The 20,769-nt window shown below is 40.0% G+C and carries 18 protein-coding genes; 5 read left to right on the top strand and 13 right to left on the bottom strand.

The window, feature by feature from the left end:
- Positions 1-126: 126 nt before the first annotated feature.
- The gene (locus tag L6494_RS14275; protein WP_237988380.1) at positions 127-600 is read left to right on the top strand and encodes a hypothetical protein; all 474 of its coding nucleotides are present in this window, start codon (positions 127-129) and stop codon (positions 598-600) included.
- 185 nt (positions 601-785) lie between these two features.
- Here L6494_RS14275 and L6494_RS14270 read toward each other — a convergent pair whose 3' ends face one another.
- The 6 genes from L6494_RS14270 to tnpA all read right to left on the bottom strand — a co-directional run bounded on the left by L6494_RS14270 (position 786) and on the right by tnpA (position 10,139).
- Positions 786-3,536 carry a hypothetical protein gene (locus L6494_RS14270; RefSeq protein WP_237988379.1) on the bottom strand — a complete coding sequence of 917 codons (2,751 nt, stop codon included), beginning with the start codon at positions 3,534-3,536 and terminating at the stop codon, positions 786-788.
- An 840-nt stretch (positions 3,537-4,376) separates the two neighbouring features.
- The gene (locus tag L6494_RS14265; protein WP_237988378.1) at positions 4,377-5,429 is read right to left on the bottom strand and encodes an ABC transporter ATP-binding protein; all 1,053 of its coding nucleotides are present in this window, start codon (positions 5,427-5,429) and stop codon (positions 4,377-4,379) included.
- A gap of 36 nt (positions 5,430-5,465) precedes the next feature.
- Positions 5,466-7,085 carry an ABC transporter permease gene (locus L6494_RS14260; protein ID WP_237988377.1) on the bottom strand — a complete coding sequence of 540 codons (1,620 nt, stop codon included), beginning with the start codon at positions 7,083-7,085 and terminating at the stop codon, positions 5,466-5,468.
- Between the two features lie 3 nt (positions 7,086-7,088).
- Positions 7,089-8,051, bottom strand: coding sequence for an iron ABC transporter substrate-binding protein (locus L6494_RS14255; protein ID WP_237988376.1), 963 nt, complete (start codon positions 8,049-8,051; stop codon positions 7,089-7,091).
- A 198-nt stretch (positions 8,052-8,249) separates the two neighbouring features.
- On the bottom strand, positions 8,250-9,323 hold the full coding sequence (locus L6494_RS14250; protein ID WP_237988375.1) for an iron ABC transporter substrate-binding protein: 1,074 nt from the start codon (positions 9,321-9,323) through the stop codon (positions 8,250-8,252).
- Positions 9,324-9,734: 411 nt separating this feature from the next.
- Positions 9,735-10,139, bottom strand: a complete 405-nt coding sequence (tnpA, locus tag L6494_RS14245) for an IS200/IS605 family transposase (protein ID WP_237988374.1) — start codon at positions 10,137-10,139, stop codon at positions 9,735-9,737.
- Positions 10,140-10,220: 81 nt separating this feature from the next.
- On the opposite strand from tnpA, the gene L6494_RS14240 reads away from it, so the two are divergent.
- Positions 10,221-11,564 (top strand): RNA-guided endonuclease InsQ/TnpB family protein, encoded by a 1,344-nt coding sequence (locus tag L6494_RS14240; RefSeq protein WP_237988373.1) that lies wholly within the window; start codon positions 10,221-10,223, stop codon positions 11,562-11,564.
- 536 nt (positions 11,565-12,100) lie between these two features.
- Here L6494_RS14240 and L6494_RS14235 read toward each other — a convergent pair.
- Together L6494_RS14235 and L6494_RS14230 are read right to left on the bottom strand one after the other, a co-directional pair.
- Positions 12,101-12,646 carry a phosphate-starvation-inducible PsiE family protein gene (locus tag L6494_RS14235; RefSeq protein ID WP_237996006.1) on the bottom strand — a complete coding sequence of 182 codons (546 nt, stop codon included), beginning with the start codon at positions 12,644-12,646 and terminating at the stop codon, positions 12,101-12,103.
- A gap of 199 nt (positions 12,647-12,845) precedes the next feature.
- On the bottom strand, positions 12,846-13,760 hold the full coding sequence (locus L6494_RS14230) for a tetratricopeptide repeat protein (RefSeq protein WP_237988372.1): 915 nt from the start codon (positions 13,758-13,760) through the stop codon (positions 12,846-12,848).
- Positions 13,761-14,040: 280 nt separating this feature from the next.
- Between L6494_RS14230 and L6494_RS14225 the strand changes: the two genes are divergently transcribed.
- Positions 14,041-16,071 (top strand): elongation factor G, encoded by a 2,031-nt coding sequence (locus tag L6494_RS14225; RefSeq protein WP_237988371.1) that lies wholly within the window; start codon positions 14,041-14,043, stop codon positions 16,069-16,071.
- 71 nt (positions 16,072-16,142) lie between these two features.
- Here the strand turns inward: L6494_RS14225 and L6494_RS14220 are convergent, their stop codons facing one another.
- Together L6494_RS14220 and L6494_RS14215 are read right to left on the bottom strand one after the other, a co-directional pair.
- Positions 16,143-16,574: a PIN domain-containing protein gene (locus L6494_RS14220; RefSeq protein WP_237988370.1), complete on the bottom strand. Its 432-nt coding sequence runs from the start codon at positions 16,572-16,574 to the stop codon at positions 16,143-16,145.
- Complete coding sequence (locus tag L6494_RS14215) at positions 16,564-16,821, bottom strand: hypothetical protein (protein ID WP_237988369.1); 258 nt, start codon at positions 16,819-16,821, stop codon at positions 16,564-16,566. Before L6494_RS14215 ends, L6494_RS14220 begins: the two co-directional genes overlap by 11 nt.
- A gap of 171 nt (positions 16,822-16,992) precedes the next feature.
- Here L6494_RS14215 and L6494_RS14210 point away from each other — a divergent pair, with 171 nt between their 5' ends.
- Together L6494_RS14210 and L6494_RS14205 are read left to right on the top strand one after the other, a co-directional pair.
- Positions 16,993-17,592, top strand: coding sequence for a Uma2 family endonuclease (locus L6494_RS14210; protein ID WP_237988368.1), 600 nt, complete (start codon positions 16,993-16,995; stop codon positions 17,590-17,592).
- Positions 17,592-18,233 carry a Uma2 family endonuclease gene (locus L6494_RS14205; protein WP_237988367.1) on the top strand — a complete coding sequence of 214 codons (642 nt, stop codon included), beginning with the start codon at positions 17,592-17,594 and terminating at the stop codon, positions 18,231-18,233. Before L6494_RS14210 ends, L6494_RS14205 begins: the two co-directional genes overlap by 1 nt.
- 43 nt (positions 18,234-18,276) lie before the next feature.
- On the opposite strand, the gene L6494_RS14200 is transcribed toward L6494_RS14205, so the two are convergent.
- The 3 genes from L6494_RS14200 to yidC form a co-directional block, all read right to left on the bottom strand.
- Positions 18,277-18,783: a YceD family protein gene (locus L6494_RS14200; RefSeq protein WP_237988366.1), complete on the bottom strand. Its 507-nt coding sequence runs from the start codon at positions 18,781-18,783 to the stop codon at positions 18,277-18,279.
- A 114-nt stretch (positions 18,784-18,897) separates the two neighbouring features.
- A complete protein-coding gene (locus L6494_RS14195) occupies positions 18,898-19,416 on the bottom strand; it encodes a Jag family protein (RefSeq protein WP_237988365.1) in 519 nt (172 codons plus the stop codon).
- 3 nt (positions 19,417-19,419) lie between these two features.
- On the bottom strand, positions 19,420-20,562 hold the full coding sequence (yidC, locus tag L6494_RS14190; RefSeq protein WP_237988364.1) for a membrane protein insertase YidC: 1,143 nt from the start codon (positions 20,560-20,562) through the stop codon (positions 19,420-19,422).
- Positions 20,563-20,769 lie beyond the last annotated feature (207 nt).

Raw genomic sequence — 20,769 nt, 5'->3', positions numbered from 1 at the left:
ATAAATTTACCTTAATCACCAATAGAATAAAAGCCTTAATACTAGGTTATAAATTCAGTTTATATAAGCTATTTAGATAACATCCCACCAACAATCTCAAGTCATCAAAACAAAGGATTTCCAAATATGAACTTACCTTCCTATTCTGCTGGTAACTGGTTACAAGTTGGCGTATCTCTCACAGGTTTAATTGGGTGCTTAACCTTGGGAGCTTTACCAGCGTCAGCACAAGCCTTAATAGAAAACCCTATCTCCGATTTCAGTTCTGGAGAACCTTCTAGTTTGGCTGGTGCAGCAGTATATATTACCCCTGGTGCTTATTTGTCCAGTATCGCGGCTGAAGCGGTTGCGCCTAGAGGAACTTATTTTGCAGGATTCAATGGTATGTATACAGTAACAGCAACTTCATATATAGATCCGATTACTCATGTAGCATATCCGAGCTTAACACTTCATACAGGTGGACTAATGGCACTTCCATATAATGTAGCGGGATCTATTAGAGGTGCGATCGTTGATAGACTAAGAAACGGCAATCTTACACTAGATGAATATACAGCAATTATTAGGGCTGCGATTGGGGGCGATGGCTTAGATTAAAATAATTTTCACCCTCTTCCGTGCAAGAAATAACAAATTCTTAGTCATTAGACCTCTTGCACTCTTAGATATCTTGCATAAATTAGATTATGAACTGCTAAACTCAAACTAGAAAATACATCCCTTTCTTGTTAAGCAAGGGATGTATTTTAATTATTACTTCTAAAGCTCATAGCATAAAAATTTTAAAAGCTAAAACCACCTTGAAAAGTCGTTTTAAAAATATCTCCATTCATCCCAATCCGAGACTCCCAAAACATCCTACTACCAGGAGTATTATGCTGAATTATCAACCCATATGAAAAATCATTAACTCTATTTTTTATACCTCGCTCAATACTTATAAAATTCTGTAGATAAACTCCCAAAGACCACTGTGGATTTATTGGTTTAATGCCTTCTAATGTATAAAAAAACTGGTCTCTTATTTCTACAGATGTGCTAAATTCTAAACCTGTATTTAATACCAATCTTCCCTGAAAGAATCCTGAAGGTATGAAGCTAGTTTCATCATCCAGCAATATAATCCCTGTAGATAAAGAATAATTCAAATTCTTATCTTGACGAGAAAAAAAGTAGTTCAAATTCAGATAATTAGGATTTTGGAAATTAGCCGCACTATTCCAATAAAATTGCAAGGATGGAATATGGTTAGTAATAGCTTGAGTTTTACCCTCTGCATTAACCTCTACAGAAGTATTAATATAATTCAATGCACCATTAGCATAAATCCCCAGTGTTGGCTCTAAAAAACCAAAATTGTTTGTAACATTAAAGGCAGTATCAGCATTTAGGTTAAACCAGATACCTGAATTAATACTATAATTCCATTTACGAGAAGAACCAGCCAATAAAATTTCTATAGTTGGTAAATACAAGTATCCATCAAAAGCTTGTAAATAAGTCATAAGTTGACCATCTTGACTTAATTCAATACGGTCAAAAGCAATATCGAACAACCGAACATCAATTGGTAATGATGTCATATCAGATGAACTTAAGCTTTGGGAAAACTGCTGACCATTAGGATCAGTTAAAGTTACCTGTAGAGCTGATGAGCGATTGCTTCCTCCTTGAGACGGAACAGGTACATTCACAGAAGTTAAACGACCAAAACTATTATTAGAAACTTGAGCATTAGAAATGAAAGTCTCTCCTTCTCTCCAAGTACGCTTTCCATCTAAAAACTGAACTAATCGCCGATGATTACCAGTACGAATTTGTAAAATATTGGAGCTATTTGGTGTAATTGTACTAGGAAATGTCAATTTTCCAGAAACTTGTTCTAAACCACTCGTGCGATCACCTAAAAATAAACTTCTATTTAGTCTTTGGTTAATTTGTCTTCTTTGCTCTGGTGTTGCTTTTGAGTCTAGATTTGTAAAACTCTCTTGTCTAGCAAAACGTTCTTTAGCTTCCTGTAAACTTTGCGTTAAATGGGGAAAATCAATTAACCCAAAGATTCCTCCCATGAGCATTCCTAGCGTAGAGTTAGCAGTTTGTAATTTATCTATTTCTCTTTCACCAAATGATAAAGATAAAGAAAGTCCAGGATTAGTAGAAATATTAGTATAAGTTGCTTTGGCTTCTAAAGGATCATACTCCAATAGAGTACGATTATGAGAATAGCTAAAAGAAAATCTATGCCAATCATAGTTTTCAGTTCTCTCTCTAATTCCTCTATTATTTTGTCTTTCACTTAAGGAAACCCAATATAGAGAATTCAAGTAATAGAAATTACGTTGGTTATCACTAATAGATGGATTGAGTAAAACATTATATAAATCAAAATTATCAAATTCTCCTCTATTCCCAACTTTTATTCCTGGATTAGATGTGATTGGAGGCTGGAATTGAGTTCTTTCCCTAGTTAAAGGATTTCCCCAAATAAAGCCAGCATTCTCTAAAGTATCTTGAGGAATTACAGAGCCACGAGAAAGACTTACCTCTCCTAATAATGGCTGCAAATTGCTTGTGGGGAATGTTTGTAAAATTAATGGGTCTCTATCTGCATTAAAGCTAGAGATATTTGGGACAAGAGAACTGATAGAATTATTTTGATTACTTCCACTGTTGATCATAAGAGAAGCAGCAGGAACACCTACAGGATTATTTACCTCCGCCGCAATTGATTCAATAGAAAATTGATTCATACCAACTTCCTCTGTTAATTCTTCCAGTGATTCGGGAAGAGAGAAAACTGTTTGCATACCCCAAAGTCTTTGGGTCAATCTAATAGTCTGTTTAATTTCAGTATTACTTGATTCTCCTTGATAAATAACTCCACTCTGCCAACCTTTGGTTTCTACAACAACCCGATTACCCGGTAGTACCCAATAAAATTGATCTTTTTGGGGAAATTCAGCAAATGTAAATCGGTTAAATACGGCATCTTGTGATGAAAATTTAATTGAAAAATCAATATATTTACTGTCCTCAATAGGATTAAATGTCGAAGAATAAAATGTAAAATTATCTCTAGGATCAATTATCCAAGGATATCTTAATACACTATTGCTAAGAGCATTTGATATTAATAATTCCAAAGTATTTTTTGGCGATTTTGTATTTTCATCCTGTTCATCAGGAGTATTTGGTTTTATTGTGTCATTTTCATCAGCATCAGAATCTGGTTTCTGGAATGGATTGATTGGGTCTAGGATATTTGTATTATTGGGATTAGGAATAACTCTGATCTGGTCTGGAGATAAGTTTTGTGTAATGACTTTAGAGTCTAAAGCTTTTGAGATATCTTCCAATAATCTCTTGTGAGATAGTTTTTCTGTTGTATCGTCAAATAATTTACTAGGTACTAACAATTTTAGGTCTGAATGTTTTTTTGCACTCACTCTACCTGCTATGAGATTAGTTGTTAATAAAACTGTAAAAATAGCTATCTTAATAACTATTTTTACATGATTTGATGGAGTAAACAATGATGAATATTTCACATTGAAGTACATTCAATACGGTTTGATTAAGGTTAAAAAATCAAAATCTGTAGGTTGGGTTGAGGTACGAAACCCAACACTTACAAGCATTTATTAGGTTTGCGCTATGCGAACGCAAAGCCTCACCCCCCCCAAGCAAGCAAGGAGTGGGCTATGATATACCTCATGTGATTAGGAAACGCTATATTTGTGTAGGTAATTTGTCTTTAAAGACGCGATAAATCGCATCTCTAGATGAGGGTTTTAGTCTTATCTGCTCTGTATTAACATATAGCGAACATATTGCTAAAGATAGTAACCTAGCAAATTAATTAATTCTATTTAACTAAAGGCTGAATTAACTTGATTGCAGAGAATGTATATTAGATAGTTTAATATTTTTTCTGTTTATAAAATCAGAATTAATGTCTTTTTAAGACTGGTTTTTTCTTCTGTAAAGTAGCTTAAAATACTCTAAAATTAGGCTTTTATTTATAGTATTTTGTCTTTTTATCTGGCAATAACTAAATTGAAATAAAAATAAATTTGCCTTCCTATAACCTTGGCTATGATTTTTTTGATGTAAAATTTTGCGCCTCGTTTAAGGGAACACCAAGAAATAAATTATCCGCAATTGATGGTTGGGTAGGGTGCGTCAGTATGAATAATTTCTGAGTATAGTTAGGTTCTATCGCACTGACGCACCCTACAGTTTGGATATTTTTTCTCTGGAAGTCCCTAATTCGATAACCTAAATAGTTTATGAGGTTGGTAATTATGTGAGCAAATTACCCTTTACCTCATAAAATTCTAGAAAAACAATAGACTTTTCAAGTATAATCTTGACTATTTCCCCGTGTCTTGCGGAAAAATATGTACAGCATCAGTTGCTATGGATATCTGCACTCGTGTACCCACAGGTAATGACGTATCTGTCGTTGTCCGCACATGAATTTCTTGACCAGAAGGAGTTTGCAAACAATATTGGTACTCGCGCCCTAAAAACCTGCGGGTACGTATAAATACAGAGGCATCGGTAGCTGGTGTTAAAATCAAGTCTTCCTGGCGGATCATAATTTCGCCTGAATTGTTGGCGTGATTAGTTGGTAACTCAAAACACCCAACTTCTGTTTCCCAAACATTACCTTGGCGATGGGCTGCGAGGAAATTAGCCTGGGTGACAAATTCCGCGACAAACCTGGATGCTGGATGAGTATAAATTTCTTCTGGTGTGCCTATTTGTTCTAAATGCCCTTGTCGCATCACGCCGACTATATCAGAAATAGCTAAGGCTTCTTCTTGATCGTGGGTGACGAAAATTGCTGAAGTACCTGCTGCTTTGAGAATGTCTCTGACTTCTTCCCGCAACTGCAACCTAACTTGAATATCCAGATTGCTTAATGGTTCATCTAAAAGCATGAGTTGAGGTTGGGGTGCTAAAGCACGGGCTAGGGCAACACGCTGCTGCTGTCCACCAGATAGTTCGTAAGGGTAACGTTTTTCTAGTCCTTCTAATCTAACTAAGGCGAGGACTTCGGTTACACGTTTTTGTATTTGCTGTTTACTAATATTTCTCAACCCAAAGGTTACATTGTCTGCCACATTGAGATGAGGAAACAGTGCATAATCTTGAAAGACAACTCCAATATCACGCTGTTCTACGGGGATAAAAATAGAGTTATTACTAACTATCTGTTCCCCGATTTTAATTGTTCCTGTTTGTAGACGCTCAAAACCTGCAATTAGACGCAACAAAGTAGTTTTACCGCAGCCAGAGGGGCCAAGTAATCCTAAAACATCACCTTGTTGCAGTGTGAATGATACGTTATCCACAGCAGGAGAGGTGTTATCGGAAAACTGCTTGGTGACATTTTGTAGGTGTAGGATGGCTGGCTGCATAGATAGATAACGAAGAAGATACAAAGGCGAAATGAATTAGAGTTTTGTTGCTGCTGGTACTTGGTTTATCACTTTCTCTTTCTTAATATTCTCTTGAGATAACACTAATAAGGTTGAACTCATAGAGACTAATAGCATAGCTAGTGAAGCAGCTGCGGCATCGGCAAATTCAACATTTTCTGTGGCTTGCCAAATTTGCGTTGCTAAGGTGTTGAAGCCTATGGGGGCTAGCAGCATGGTTGCAGGTAGTTCTTTAATTGCTGTGAGAAATACCAAGACTGCACCACTTAAGACTCCTGGTCTGACTAAGGGGAGGGTAATTTCTATTAAAGTTTGCCAAGCTGACCTGCCTAAACTTCTGGCTGATTCTTCTAACTGGGGATTTACTTGTAATAAGGAAGTGCGGACTCCTCCCACTGATTGTGGTAAAAATAATACCAAATATGCAAACACCAGCATCGGTAGAGTTTGGTACAGGAATGGGAGGTAATTAGCTCCAAAAAACACCAGTGATAAGGCTATGACAATTCCTGGAATACCAAAACTTATATAAGAAAAACGTTCAATAACGGCTGTGATTTTGCTGGGGAAACGCACTGATAAAATGGCGATGGGTAAGGCAAAGATGGTAGCAGCTAAAGCCGCTAGTCCGGCTGCCAAGGCTGAGTTGAAGATGCTGGGTAGTAAATTAGGGAAGGTATAACCAGTATTGAATCCACGCAGTAGCCAAAAGATTGTGATACCGACTGGTAAGAACACACCAAAGCTAGTGATGAGTAAGCAAAAACCGAGGGCTGGCCATTTCCAAATTCCCAATTTAATTATTTTCGGTGGGCGTAGGGAGGCTGAACCACGACTATAATATGCAGCACGCGATCGCATTCGATATTCTAGCCATAAAATTACCAGCACCAGTGTCACTAACATTAAAGATAAAACTGCGGCGGTGTTACGGTTAAAACTGGCTTTGTATTGGATAAAAATAGCCCGTGTAAAGGTATCAAACCGCATCAATGAGGGTGTACCAAAGTCCCGCAAGGAATATAAGGCTACCAATAATCCCCCGGCGATGATTGATGGTTTCAACTGTGGCAATACTACCCGGAAGAAGGTTTCTCTACTGTTGTAACCTAAACTGCGGGAGGCTTCTTCTATAGAAGGGTCTATTCCTTGCAAGCCAGAACGTACACTCAGCAGTAAATAGGGATAGGTAAATAAAGTAATTGCGAGGACTGTTCCCGGAAAACCATAAATCGAAGGTAACTCTTCTACCCCCAATGGTTCTAGCAACAATTGTAAAAAGCTACCCCTGGGGGCTAAGGTGGCAATGAGGGCAAAACTGCCGACGTAGCTAGGTACTGCCAGGGGTAATGTTGTGGCTATTAACCAAAAGTTTCTCCCTGGTAAGTCTGTCCGCACTGTCAAAAATGCTAATGGTACAGCAATCAGTGCTGAGAACACGGTGACAGTTGCCGCCATTAATGCACTATTGAAAAAAATGGAGATATTGCGGGGACGAGAGATCAATTGCCAGAACTCTTCCCCGCCAATACCTACTGCACGGGTAACTAAGTAGACCAAAGGCAGGGCAATAGCGATCGCTACTACTCCTGCGGCTATGGTAAGAAATAAGGGAGGGCGAATCGAAGATTTCAATGCCTACAAAACTCCTGCCTGTTGTAGTAATTCCAATGTTCCTGGCAAATCATTTAAGTTGGTCAGGTTAACGTTAGGCGGATTGAGCTTGTTCAGTGGTAATTGATTTGCTGGTCCTGGTATCCCTTTGACTAGGGGGTACTCATTAGTTTCTTTAGCGAAGTAAGTTTGTGAACTCGGTTTGAGTAGGTAGCCAATAAATTTTTCTACTTCCGGTTTTTGCTTGGTGGAGTTCATAATGGCGACTCCAGCAATATTAATCATTGAGCCTGAGTCTTTATTGGTGTAGTGAGCCGCTACAGGTAAGTTGGGATTAGTTTTTTTTAAGTTAGGTAAGTAGTAGTGATTAACTAAACCTAGCTGAACTTCTCCGCGCCCTAGTGCTTCTACTATTGTGCTATTGTTGCGGTAATCTTTGACCCCATTAGCTTTCATTGCCCGTAGCCATTGCAGAGTCTTGGGGTTTCCCTCTAGCACCCGCATGGCGGTGACAAATGATTGAAATGACCCGTTTGTTGGGGCCCAAGCAACTTTACCGCGCCATTGTGGTTGTGTTAACTGCAAAATAGAGGTCGGTAATTGATTTTTATTGACTAGCTTGGTGTTGTAGTTAATTACACGAGCGCGTCCCGAAATTCCTATCCATTGTCCTTGGGGAGACCGAAAGCGAGAATCTACCTTATTCAGTAAGTTAGACGAAATTGGCAGGGTGCGCTTTTGTTTTTCTAGTGTGCCTAATGCGCCGGCATCTTGGGCAAAGAATAAATCAGCACGGCTATTTTTACCTTCTTCCAAAAGTGCGATCGCTAATTCGGCTGTATCGCCATAACGCACCTGAATATCTAAATTTAAGTCTTTTTTGGCTTGGGCGAGCAATGGCTCAATCAGTTTTTGCCCTCTACCTGAATAGATAGTAATAGTTTTGGTTTGGGCGTTGACACTTAAGCCCACCCCCCAGCTGAGCATAAAAGCCATAGCTCCAGCTGTCACTTTCATTAATGGCAAAGTTTTCAATCTCCTGGTCTCCATTTCCCTTTAACAGGAAGTTTTTGCAATAGTTTTCTTCCTTTCAACCATTACCATTAACTAGCACTAGTAAGCAAGAAAATTTCTCAAAAACTTTAGATATTTTTTTTTACTTTATACAATGCAGCTAATAACATCTTAGATAATTTGCACTTGCTGCATGAGTTTGAGTGTTGCTTCTAAGTCATCCAGATTACTCAAGTCAATTTTTTGAGTTTGCTGTTTAATCTCTTTGAGAGATTTCAATTTTCCTGGGGTAGCAACTGCTGAGGTGAGAGGATATTCATAGGTTTGATTAGCAAAATAATTTTGGGCGGTTTCACTCAGCATAAATTCCACAAACTTTTGAGAAATATTAGGATTCTTGGCGTTGTTGAGAATCGCTATACCAGCGACATTCACCAAAGAACCAACATCATCGGTAAAGTGATGTTCTACAGGGGTTTGAGGATTTTCTTTTTTGATGCGTTCTAGATAGTAGTGATTGACAAACCCTACAGCTATTTCCCCTCTAGATAAAGCTTCCACGATGGAGGTATTGTTGGGGTAAACTTTAGCATTGTTAGCTTTGATACCTTCTAACCATTGTTTAGCTCTATCTTCTCCCTCGGCGACCCGCAAGGCAGTAACAAAGGATTGAAATGAGCCGTTTGTGGGAGACCAGCCAATTTTATCGCGCCATTTTGGTTCAGTAAAGCCAAAGATAGAAGTTGGTAATTCCCCTGGTTTGACTAATTTTGTGTTGTAATCAACTGTTCTTACTCTGCCAGTAATACCTAGCCATTTACCTTCAGGTGAACGGTAAACACTATCTACCTGATTCAGCAAGGATGCAGGTAACTGTGATGCTTTACCTGCCTTTTGTATAGCTCCCAAAGCACCTGCATCTTGAGCAAAGAAAACATCTGCGGGACTATTTGCACCTTCTTCCAAAATTGCTGATGCTAACTCAGCCGTATCACCATAGCGGACTTCTACTTTAGAGCCTGTTTGTTGCTCAAATTGCTTAATCAATTCACCTATGAGTTTTTCGTTGCGTCCTGAGTAAACTACCAAGGTTTTTTCTAATTCACTACTGGTGGTACTGGTAGTTGTCGCCTGGGTTGCTGATTCAGCCGTATCACTAGGATTGGGATTAGCACCACAGGCGATCGCTAATCCACCACTCACTGTTGCTAATCCTACTAAGTAGATGAACTGACGACGCTGCATATTTTCTCCTTATTTCATTAAAATATTATAAATAATTAAGATTTTATTTTATTTAAGATAGGCTATTTTAATTATTGCCAATTGAGTATACCATCTTTGCTAAATCAGCTAATAAGCATCATTTACTAGCTATTACAGGAATTTTTGATGGATTATCTTGAGAATGGCAATAAATATAATTCTCATAAATATTTGACAATAGTTTTTATTAAATCAAAAAGTCTGCCTCAAAGCAATAGCAGACAAAGAAAACTATTAGCGTCTAAACAGAAGGATTATAAGGGAAATGCCGAAAACCCCTGAGAGACAGGTGCGTAAGCACCGCATCTCGTACTTCTCCCAAAGGGAGACGCTGCGCGAACAGGCAGGGGAGGGGATGAAGGCTAACAGCACCCTTTAGGGTGTTCTGACTTAATCTTTTTGGTGTGCAATATACTCTATTACATTCTTTGTAGAAATATTGCCAGCAGTGGAAACAAAATAGCTCGGTGTCCAGAGAGTTGGAAGCTTAAGTAATTCTGGAAACTCTTTTCTTAAGTGATGAGAAGCCCGTCCTTTAATTCTGTTCATGATTTGGGATGGGTTGTCTGTTGGCTTTACGTTCAAAAATAAGTGAACGTGGTCAGGCATGATTTCCATTGCAATAATTCTCCATCTATTCTCATTGCAAACTTCACAGATGATTTCCTGTAATCTCTGTGCTATTGCGTCTACTAATACCTTCTTTCTGCGTTTGGGTATAAAAACGAAGTGATAGTTAAGAAGTGATATTGCATTGCCTTCATGTCTGTATTCATCTGGAGAAAAAATTCCCATTTTTCTATAATCGCTGATTGTGTTTTGTATATATATAGTGTATATTTGACCAAGCCAATCAACAACGGGAGGTGATAGTATTTGCTAACAAATTACGCCTACAAGCTGCGTCCTAATGTTACTCAGTCAAAAGAAATGGATGGATGGCTAGATATGCTGCGCTCCACTTACAACTGGAGTCTAGCTGATAGAATAGCCCAATATAATCAGCAATTCTTTCAGGGTGAATATTGCGACATCAGGACAAAAGGAGAAGCCTGTCCACTAACTTGTTTTGTGAGCAAGAATGGTGCAAGTGGAGAACCTTGGAAAGATACCAAAGTTGACAAGGATGGCAAACTCAAAAACCCACGACGTAGTGCTGGAGATATCCAAATAACGGCATTACCAGAGTTAAAGAAAGCTAGACCTTGGTTTGGTCGAATTGACTCTACAGTGCTACAGCAAAATGTTAAACGTCTAGATACTGCTTACAAAAACTTTTTTGTTCGCGTAGCGTCTCCGTCAGGAGAGGGTAGAGGTTTTCCAAAGTTTAAAAACCGAAGTAATTTTACATCCTTTACTTACCAGATGGGTGTAAAAATTCAAAGCAATAAAATCTATCTTCCCAAGTTAGGATGGATGCGTTTTTTTAATTCCCGCTTGATACCAAAAGGATTTACCATCAAAGCTGCAACAATTCGCAAGCGTCAAGATGGTTGGTATGTCTCGATTAGGATTGAAGATAAAGCCGTTCCAGATTACGTATCAAAGCCACTGGATGAAGTCAATTCTATTCTTGGTTGTGATTTGGGAATAACCAAACTTGTCCACTTGTCGGATAGGCATCAAATCGATAATCCTAAATTTTCAACTAACAAAAAAGCTAGGCGGACTTTGAAGATTAGACAAAGACGAGTTAGCAGAAAAGTTAAGGGTAGTAAAAATCGTAAAAAAGCAGCAAGTAAACTAGGACGTTTTTACAAGAAGATTACAGATAAACGAGTCGCCTACCAGTGGGATGTTGCTAACAAAATAGTATCCAGAAAGGTTGATGCTATTGCGTTAGAGAATTTAAATATATCTGGAATGTTGAAGCGTTGTAAAGTCAAAGTTGATGAAAAAACCGGGAGATTTTTAAAGAATGGGCAATCCAGAAAAAAAGGTTTGAATCGTGCTATCTCTGATGCAAGTTGGAGTGAGTTAATTTTAAAGATTCAGTATCTCGCTGCAAAGCAAGGAAAGGCCGTAATTAAAATTAACCCTAAACACTCTAGTCAGCAGTGCAGAAACTGTGGACATATCGATAAGTCAAATCGTGATGGTGAGAAGTTCATTTGTACAGAATGCGGACATCGCGAACACGCTGACATTGGTGCGGCAAAGACCATTAGGGATAGAGGTTTAAGAATAGTACGTGGGGACTCCGCGAAACTTGCTATTTAACAGCTAAACGTCCAAAAGATGAGCCAGTGCGGTCTTGGGGTCTCCCCAAGTAGAGCAACTGGCGTATCACCACGCTCAACGAAGCACACGTGGTGAGTTTGGAAACCTGAGCAATCAGGATATTAAGTCCGTGAGGTCTTAAGAATCTCCGTGGCTTCAGCCCGGAGAGTGTCAAGTTCGCTATCAGCAAACGCTAGAGTAAATCTCCTTTACATCTTCCCCTTTCCCTAGTAGATAAGGTGTACACACAAGTTTTGGCGCAGTGTATCTATCCCGCCTCAGAATCAATTCCGAGTCTCATAGCGTAAGTCCTCTAAAGAAGACTCAAAGAGAAATTTCATTTAGTCCACTTGAGTGGACTTTAGCTATTAGCCTAGAACTTAAGTTCTAGGCGGGATGAGGGTTCAGCGTGAAAATGTTGGACTTGTGTGTACACCTTAGCTAGTAGAGACGGGGGTTAGGTTTAGCGTTAGATTTTCCACATAACGTAAAAAGTTGGATTATGCGTACAACACTGCGATTAGTTGAAAACATCTCTATTCTTTAATTCGGGTTTGATTATCATCATATTTTTGTGAATAATTAAATTCTATTTTGTTGTGTTTTTCTTTATCTCTAATTGGACAAAATTTAGTATTAGCACTCATACAATCCATGTGCGGTGTCTTAGCACAAACTATTAATAAACCACCTAAAATAAATAATAAGCCACAAATTGCTATAGTTTGAATCCAAGAAATTTCTAATACGCCGTGAACAACCACTTCTCGGAGAACAGAAACGATTGCTACTTCTACCGCTACCCCTACGGAAATGCTATGCTCTTTTAGATAAACCATTAAGAGCCGAAATAATTCAACCAAAATTAATACAAAAAGGACTTTGGCTGTTAATAGCTTATAGTTTACTTGTTGGGTAATCGCAATAAATATTCCCCACAATTGTATGACCATGACTGCAAATAAAGCTAAACACAAAATAATTACCAGCAAGTCTTGGAAAGCTTCCATATAGCCAACGATCGCGTGTCTATCTAGCCAGCGATCGCAAAATAAAAATCGACTCTTGACGCGCTTTTTCATGTAGATTTCCGTTTCTATCTGGTCAGGGCAGACCACCACAGCCAATTCATGCCTTATGTTTATTCTTATCTAATCTTAATTATTTTTGCCTCAGCACTAATGATAATTTAAGAGTTATCATTTATTAGCTAATAGCTCTAAAATTGATTATCGAATACAAATCACACAATCTCATAAATAACTGTTCGATATTGACTATTTATTGTTTTGTATTTTGTACTTGCTGCAACAATCTTTCAGCATTTTTTGCCCATTGAGGATTACCTTGAGCGTTATATAAATTTTTCGCATGGGTAAAGACTTTCACCGCTTCCCCATACTGATTTAACTGCATAAAAACTAACCCTGCACCATAATAAGCATTAGGATAATTAGGATTAGCTTCTGCTGATTTTCTAAATGAAACTAAAGCTTCTTGCAGTTTGCCTTGATTTAACAAAATTGCGCCTAAATTATAATGAGCATCTGGATATTTAGGATTAATTTTGATGGCTTGCTCAAAGGCTTCTTGAGCTTGATTAATTTTACCTTGTTGTAAATAACAGACACCTAAATGATAGTGAGGTTCTGGGGCATTTTTACTATATGCAATCGCTTTTTGAAAAGATGCGATCGCGCCTGACCAATTTTGTTGCTGTTGTCTGACTAATCCTAAGTTATAGTGAGCAAAACCTAGCTGGGGGTCGATTTGTAAAGCCCGTTGTAAGTATTCACCCGCCTGTTGTAAATTATTACCTTCTAACAACGCTCCCCCTAAATTGGCAAAGGCGAGAGAGAAATTAGGATCAGCTTGAGTAGCGCGATAAAAAGCATTAGCTGCTGGTTGTAATTGTCCAGTTTGTCGCAGTGCTAAACCTAAATTGTAATGGGCTGCGGCTAAGTTAGGATCTAACTGAGTGGCATTTTGAAATGCTGCGATCGCATCTTGTACTCTCCCCGATTGAATTGCTTGTAAGCCTTGATTTAGCAAGCTTGTTGCTGTTGGCACACTAGACTGTGCTATATTGAAAAGTTGGGGAGTAAGAGAGTTAGCTGAGACTGGCAGCATACATCCCCATAGTAATGTTAAACCCAGCATCCCGACGATAGGATAATTATAGAAATATACGTCCATTGATGTATTGACTCAATCTAATTTATGTCACTGTTATTCATAAAAAGTTCCGTCAAAAATCAGGTTTTAACAAAACTTTTCTATTCGGGATTAAAGTTAGTTTTACTTAATTTTTCTTAAGGTAAATCTTACAACAGGCTACAATTTTTTTTGTTTTTAGTTAAAGAGAGCATAATTGCAAGTTAAAGGGGGGATAATTCTCCGGCAATGGGTGTAATTATTCATCCTCTCAAAAACACAGGGCTACGCGGTAAGAGAAACTTACTGCAAAGGAGGTTTTATGAGCCAAAAAGTCATATCAGGTTCGCGGAATGTTGCCATTGTCGGCCCTTATTTAAGTGGAAAAACAACATTATTAGAAAGCTTGTTATTTGTCACAGGAGCGATTTCTCGCAAAGGCAGCGTTAAGGATGGTAACACAATCGGTGATAGTGCAGCAGAAGCACGCGATCGCCAGATGAGTGTAGAAGTTAGTGCCGCTAGCGCAGAGTATAATGACACTCGTTTTACTTTTATTGACTGTCCAGGCAGTATAGAATTTGCTCAAGAGACTTATAACGCTTTAATCGGGGTTGATGCAGCCATTGTCATCTGCGAACCTATCCGTGAACGAGTCCTCACCCTTGCGCCTCTATTTAAATTCCTAGACGATTGGGAAATTCCCCATCTTGTCTTTGTTAATAAAATGGATCGGGCGAATATCCACGTCCTAGAAACATTACACGCCCTCAAAGCGGTTTCTAGCCGTCCATTAGTAGCCCATCAATACCCCATCATGCAAGGGGAACAGCTAACAGGCTTTATCGACATGGTGAGCGAACAAGCCTATCAATATCATCCAGGCGCACCAGCTGACCCCATTCCTTTTCCCGAAAATTTAAAAGCAGAAGAACATACAGCCAGAGCCGAAATGCTCGAAGCTTTAGCCAATTTTGATGATCATTTACTCGAAGAACTTTTAGAAGATATCGAACCACCCCAAGAAGAAATTCTCACAGATTTAAAAATGGAATTAGGGGCAGATTTGGTAGTCCCCGTCTTCTTTGGCGTAGCCGAACAAGATTATGGTGTAAGACCCCTATTAGATGCACTGCTACGGGAAGCACCAGCACCAGAAGCCACCGCAGAACGCCGCCTTCAAGGGAATAAACCCAGCAATACACCCATAGCCCAGGTTTTGAAAACCTATTACACTCCCCAAGGAGGTAAACTCTCCCTCGTGCGGATTTGGCAAGGTAAATTAACCGATGGGATTGTTCTCAACGGTGTACGGACTGGCGGTATTTATCGCCTCATGGGACAACAACAGCAGTCAGTCAATGAAGTTACGGCTGGTGAAATTGTGGCCTTGAGCCGATTGGAAGGGATTAAAACCGGGGATATCATCTCTACAGAACAGGCGTTAACATTACCCAAACCTGACCCACTAGAACCAGTGTATGCCCTGGCGATTACCCCAGAAAAGCGCAACGATGAAGTGAAATTGAGTGCTGCTATTACTAAGTTATTAGAAGAAGACCCCTCTTTAACTTGGGAACAGCACGGTGACACCCACGAAGTGATTCTGTGGGGACAAGGTGAAATTCATTTGCAAGTCGCCTTAGATAGACTGCGACGCAAATATAACTTACCCATGTCTACCCACCTACCACAAGTCCCTTATAAAGAGACCATTCGCAAATCTGTAAACTCAGTACATGGACGCTACAAGCATCAAAGCGGCGGTCATGGGCAATTTGGGGATGTTTTCCTAGATATTAAACCGTTACCCCGTGGGGAAGGCTTTAATTTCAAGGAAACTATCGTTGGTGGTGTAGTTCCCAAACAATACATTCCCGGCGTAGAAATGGGAGTGCGGGAATTCCTCACCCACGGGCCTTTAGGTTTCCCAATTGTAGATGTGGCGGTGACATTAACCAATGGTTCATATCACAACGTTGATAGTTCCGAACAAGCCTTTAAGCAAGCGGCGCGGTTAGCCATGCAAACAGGAGTACCCCAGGCGCAACCCACCCTCCTAGAACCAATTTTGCGGTTACAAGTAACCACACCCAGCGAATTTACCTCCAAGGTGCTGCAATTGCTGAGTGGTCGTAGGGGTCAGATTTTGGGCTATGAAGGTAGAAACGACTGGCAAGGTTGGGATAATATTTCTGCTTACTTACCACAAGCCGAGATGCAAGACTTTATTGTAGAGCTGCGATCGCTCACTCTCGGCGTTGGTTCTTTCCACTGGGAATATGACCACCTGCAAGAAGTACCAGAAAAGCTGGCTGAACGTCTGCTTGCTAGCAATGGTAACAGCAAGTAGTCTTAAGTTCAAAAATTTCTCCTCTATTCAGAATCTTGGAGCGGTAATTTTTATCGCTCCAATTTCTTTTGTCAAAACCCGCCCTGAAAAGGATTGGTAAACCTCACGCCCTCAACCATAGAACCGGATGCGAAATCCTCACTGTAAATTTCTTCAATTTGATTAAGTCGCGCTGTCGCCCAAATTTGCGCGTCCCAAAACTGAAAATGATGAGTTTCTACACCACGAATCGCTTCTAAGGTGATGAGTCGTGTAATATCAACAACATGACAAGCAGCTAAATAGTTACGCATTCGCTCCAGTGCCTCAGCAGGAGTCAAAAGTAACCTTCGAGTACGGGTTGTTGCCATGAAAAACTCTCCCATTACCTGGGTACTAATTACAGCTTTACCCGAACGAATCAAGTGGTCAGTAACTGCGATCGCCTTTTCTTGTTTTGTACTATCTAGTGGATCGTAAATATAAACCAAAATATTCGTATCAATTAACACTCTACCGTTCATAGAGGTCTTCACGCTGCCAGTCTCGTCCTCTAGGTTGAGCAGGTCGAGTTTTCATATCTTCGATAAATTTTCTTTCTGCTTCCCAAACTGCGGTATTTGTTGGCGGTGGAGTTATTTTGCCCAAATGTAGGTCAATTGCTTGGCGAATAATTTCTGCTTCACTGACACCCGCCTGTTGTGCGATCGCTTTTAGCAGATGCTCTTGACGCGGCTCAATATAAATCTGCTTACGAATTTTACTCGACACTGTTTAAATATATTAATGTATACATCACATTATACATTATTTTATCGTTCACTCTCAGCTTTGTTTCTTTCCATTCAGAATCTTGGAGTGGCAATAATTGTCACTCCAATTTCTTGTTGACAATACTAGACTAGAGAATATACAGATTATTTATTGAAATTGCGATCGCTCATGGCAATCTCATTATTAGAACAGCCAACAGAAGAAAAATTAGTCACTGTTCATGGCGTTTCTTGGGAACAGTTCCAAATCATCGCCGCACAACTAGAAGATAACCGAGAAGTCAGACTAACTTATTTAGCAGGGGTAATGGAAATTATGTCTCCCGTTGGAGATAAACACGAGTACGTGAAAACAACTCTCGGTTATTTACTCGAAGCTTATATGAGGGAGAAAGGTATCCGCTTCTACGGTCGCGGTGGTTTTACCTTAGAAGAACCAGGGTATGCTTCTGGTACACCGGATGAATCTTACTGCATTGGGAGTAATAAAGAAACACCCGACATTGTAATTGAAGTTATCGTCACCAGTGGAACTATTAATAGGAAAGATTTATACAAGCCCAAGAGAATACCCGAAGTTTGGTTCTGGAAAGCTAATCAAATTCAAATATTCTGTCTGAATGAGCAGGGAGAATATGAAGAAGTCAACCGGAGTAGATTTTTCCCAGATTTAGACCCAGCTTTGCTGCTGCATTATATTTCTATGCCTGACCAATATGATGCTGTGCAGGAATTTATTCAAACTATTAGAAATAACCTAAGTTACTAATGGTAACACTTCAATTCAGACAATTAAGTGTACCGCCAGGACATAGAGTAATACTCCAAAATATTAACTGGCAAGAATTTGAGGCAATTCTCACCGAACTAGGCGACCATCGTGCAACTCGGTTGGCTTACATTCAGGGAACGTTGGAGATAAGAATGCCATTACCGAAGCATGAGGTAGCCAAAGTCATCATTGGTGATATGGTAAAAATTCTCTTGGAAGAATTAGAAATTGATTGTGAATCCTTTGGCTCAACAACCTTTAAACGTGAAGATATGAGTTTTGGTGTAGAGCCTGATGATTCTTTCTATATTAAAAATCACGCTCGGATGATTGGGAAAGAACGTATCGACCTAACAGTTGACCCACCACCCGACTTAGTTATTGAAGTTGATGTCACCTCTAAAACTCAACTTGCAGCCTACGAAGCCTTAAGAGTCCCTGAACTGTGGCGATATGAAAAAGGCAGACTCCAAATAAACATCCTTCAAGATGGCAAGTATGTTGAGTCAGAAATCAGTCCAACTTTTCCCAACTTGCCAATTGTGGAAGCAATTTCTCAATTCTATGAACAAAGCCAAACTATAGGGAGAAGTCCAACACTCAGGTCATTTAGGAACTGGGTAAGAGCGCAAATTTAGCCAATAAGTTCACTTTGCGCCTGGAGCGTGAGCTGATCAAAACCTATCCCGGAAGTTGCTTTTTCAAAGCCTTCAACCCAGCCCAACGATTATCAACAGAATCTTCTTCACTCTCTATAGCAGTGCTAAGAATACCTGGACATTTTAAATCACATAACTGACGCTGAGGCAAAGCCAAACACATCTGCTCATACAACCATTCACTGGGATAAAAATAACCATTGGGTGATAAAGTTTCCACCAAATCTTCTATAGCCACTTCCCTTTCTAAAGGCAAGTCTTGCTCTTGATTTACCGCCTCATCTAACCAAATAACTTCTTGAGCATTCACCACTAAACGGTGATTGTACTGTTGTAAGCAGCGATTACAGGTACAAGTAATAATAGTTTCTACCTGAGCTGACACATCCAAATAATTGCCATGATGCTGCACACAGACGTGGCCACGCACTGGTGTCAACGTTTCTAGCCCAGGCAGAAATTCTTTAACTTGAACTTCCTCTGTCCGCTCCGGGGCTTTATTTAGCTGCGGAATAAAAATTGCGTCCATAGGATTGGTAAAACATCATCACGAAAATGTATGTTGATTATCAGCAATATTGCTGACAATCCATATATAGTTTAGCCTTTAGCAAGAACGAATATTCTGTACTGGTTGAGATGTTCAGGATTCAACCCCTGCGGGACGGACAACCAAATGACGATGGGGTTCTTTGCCACGACTAAAGGTTTCTAAATCGCCCATCTCTTGGAAGAAGGTATGCACCAACCGCCGTTCCGCAGAACTCAGAGATTTAATTTCCACTTCTTGCCCTGTGGAGCGTACTTGCTCGGCTGCTGCTTCGGCTATTGCTTGAATTTCAGCTTGTCTTTTAACTCTATACCCATTCAATTCCACCGTGTAGGAAGCTTGTTCTTCTTCGGGTTGATTGAGGTTAAGGGTAGAATTCGCCAAATACTGAATTGCATCTAGCACAGAACCATCAGCACCAATTAGGGCGTGAATTTGCTCTGGGGTCAAGCTGGTTTCATCTATTGTCAACCAGTAACTATCTATTGCTGGGGCATCTTCTTCTGGAGAATGGGGAGCTTCTACACTACCTCTAATCTCAGATGACATCCCAGTGAGTTCCAGCAGTGATTTTAGCCACTGCTGACCTCGCTGCATGGGAATATTGCTCATCTATTAACCTGTGGTCTTTTTCTTGGAACTTTTTGGCTCAAAAGGCAATGTTTTTTGTTCTGCCGCTACTTGTTTTTCCTGAGTTTCTACAATTTTTTGTAGTTCCTCTGGTAAGGGTTCGCGAGAGAGGATGTAAGTTTGCAGGGTTTGGAAAACGTTCCCAATCACCATGTACATCAATACCCCAGCAGGTAACGGGAAGAAAAAGAACATCCCAGAAAAGATGACAGGGGTAATTTTGTTGACGGTTTCTTGTTGTGGATTGCCACCACTGGAGTTCTGCCCGGAAAGTATTTGGCTAACGTAAAGGCTGACCCCAAAAAAGAGAATCATCGCCACAATATCCCAGTGGACTACACCATCTGGGTCTACTGCTCCAACTCTGCCCAAGGCATCAATAAACAGGAATCCTTTATCGGCTGCCAATCCAGGAATTGTACCTTGAATTGTGACATCACCTGGCTGTAAGGCTTCTATATTGCCTTCCGCGTCAATTTTGATCCTATCTTCCCCTTTGGTAATTTTCCATTCAGGGATTAACTTGGTTTCTGGGTGTTCTGCCAGTAATACCGGGAATGGTTTACCTTCAAGGGTCTGATATTGAATCTTAGTTTGTTCACCTACTGCTAATTTGTTGCCGCTAGGGATAATAGCTGCAACTTTAACGTGTTCCTGATCAGCAACATAAATGTTCTGAGGAGCAGTAGCAAAGGCTTGGGGTTGAATTTGTTCGATTTGTTCAGAAGGAACGATTTGCAGGTTAACAGAATAGTTAACTCCAGCAAACGGCGAACCCCGCAAGGTGGCAAACAAAGCCAACAGGACTGGCATTTGCAACAGGAGTGGCAAACATCCCGCCAAGGGGTTGCCAAATTCCTTCTGCACGTTCATCAGTTCTTCCTGCTGTTTTTGCTGGTCGTCCTTATAACGTTCTTTAACTTCCGCCATCCGCTTTTGCATCAGAGGTTGTACAACTCGCATCCGCCGCATACTGCGAATTGAACCAGCACTCAGGGGGTAGAGCGCGAAGCGGATTATCAATGTCAAGGCAACGATCGCCAATCCATAGCTAGGTACAATGCTGTAGAACAAGTCTATGATTGGCAGCATTACGTTGTTTGAGAGAAACCCGATACCAAAATCCATTATTCTGAATTCAACCTGAGGTACTGTAAATTGATCTGAATCTAATTTATCTAAATAGTGATGACTATGCGACTATCCTCTGCTACGGATAGCCGCACAACGCCAAAAATGGGAGTCGCAGTCAGCAGTGGGGAGTAGTCTGTAGACTTTGTTAAGTGGAATATGGGAAATTTTTTGTTTTATATCAGCAAATTGGATATTCCCTAC

This window comes from Nostoc sp. UHCC 0870 (assembly GCF_022063185.1).
Lineage (GTDB): Bacteria > Cyanobacteriota > Cyanobacteriia > Cyanobacteriales > Nostocaceae > Trichormus.
This window is presented reverse-complemented; position numbering and strand designations above follow the sequence as displayed.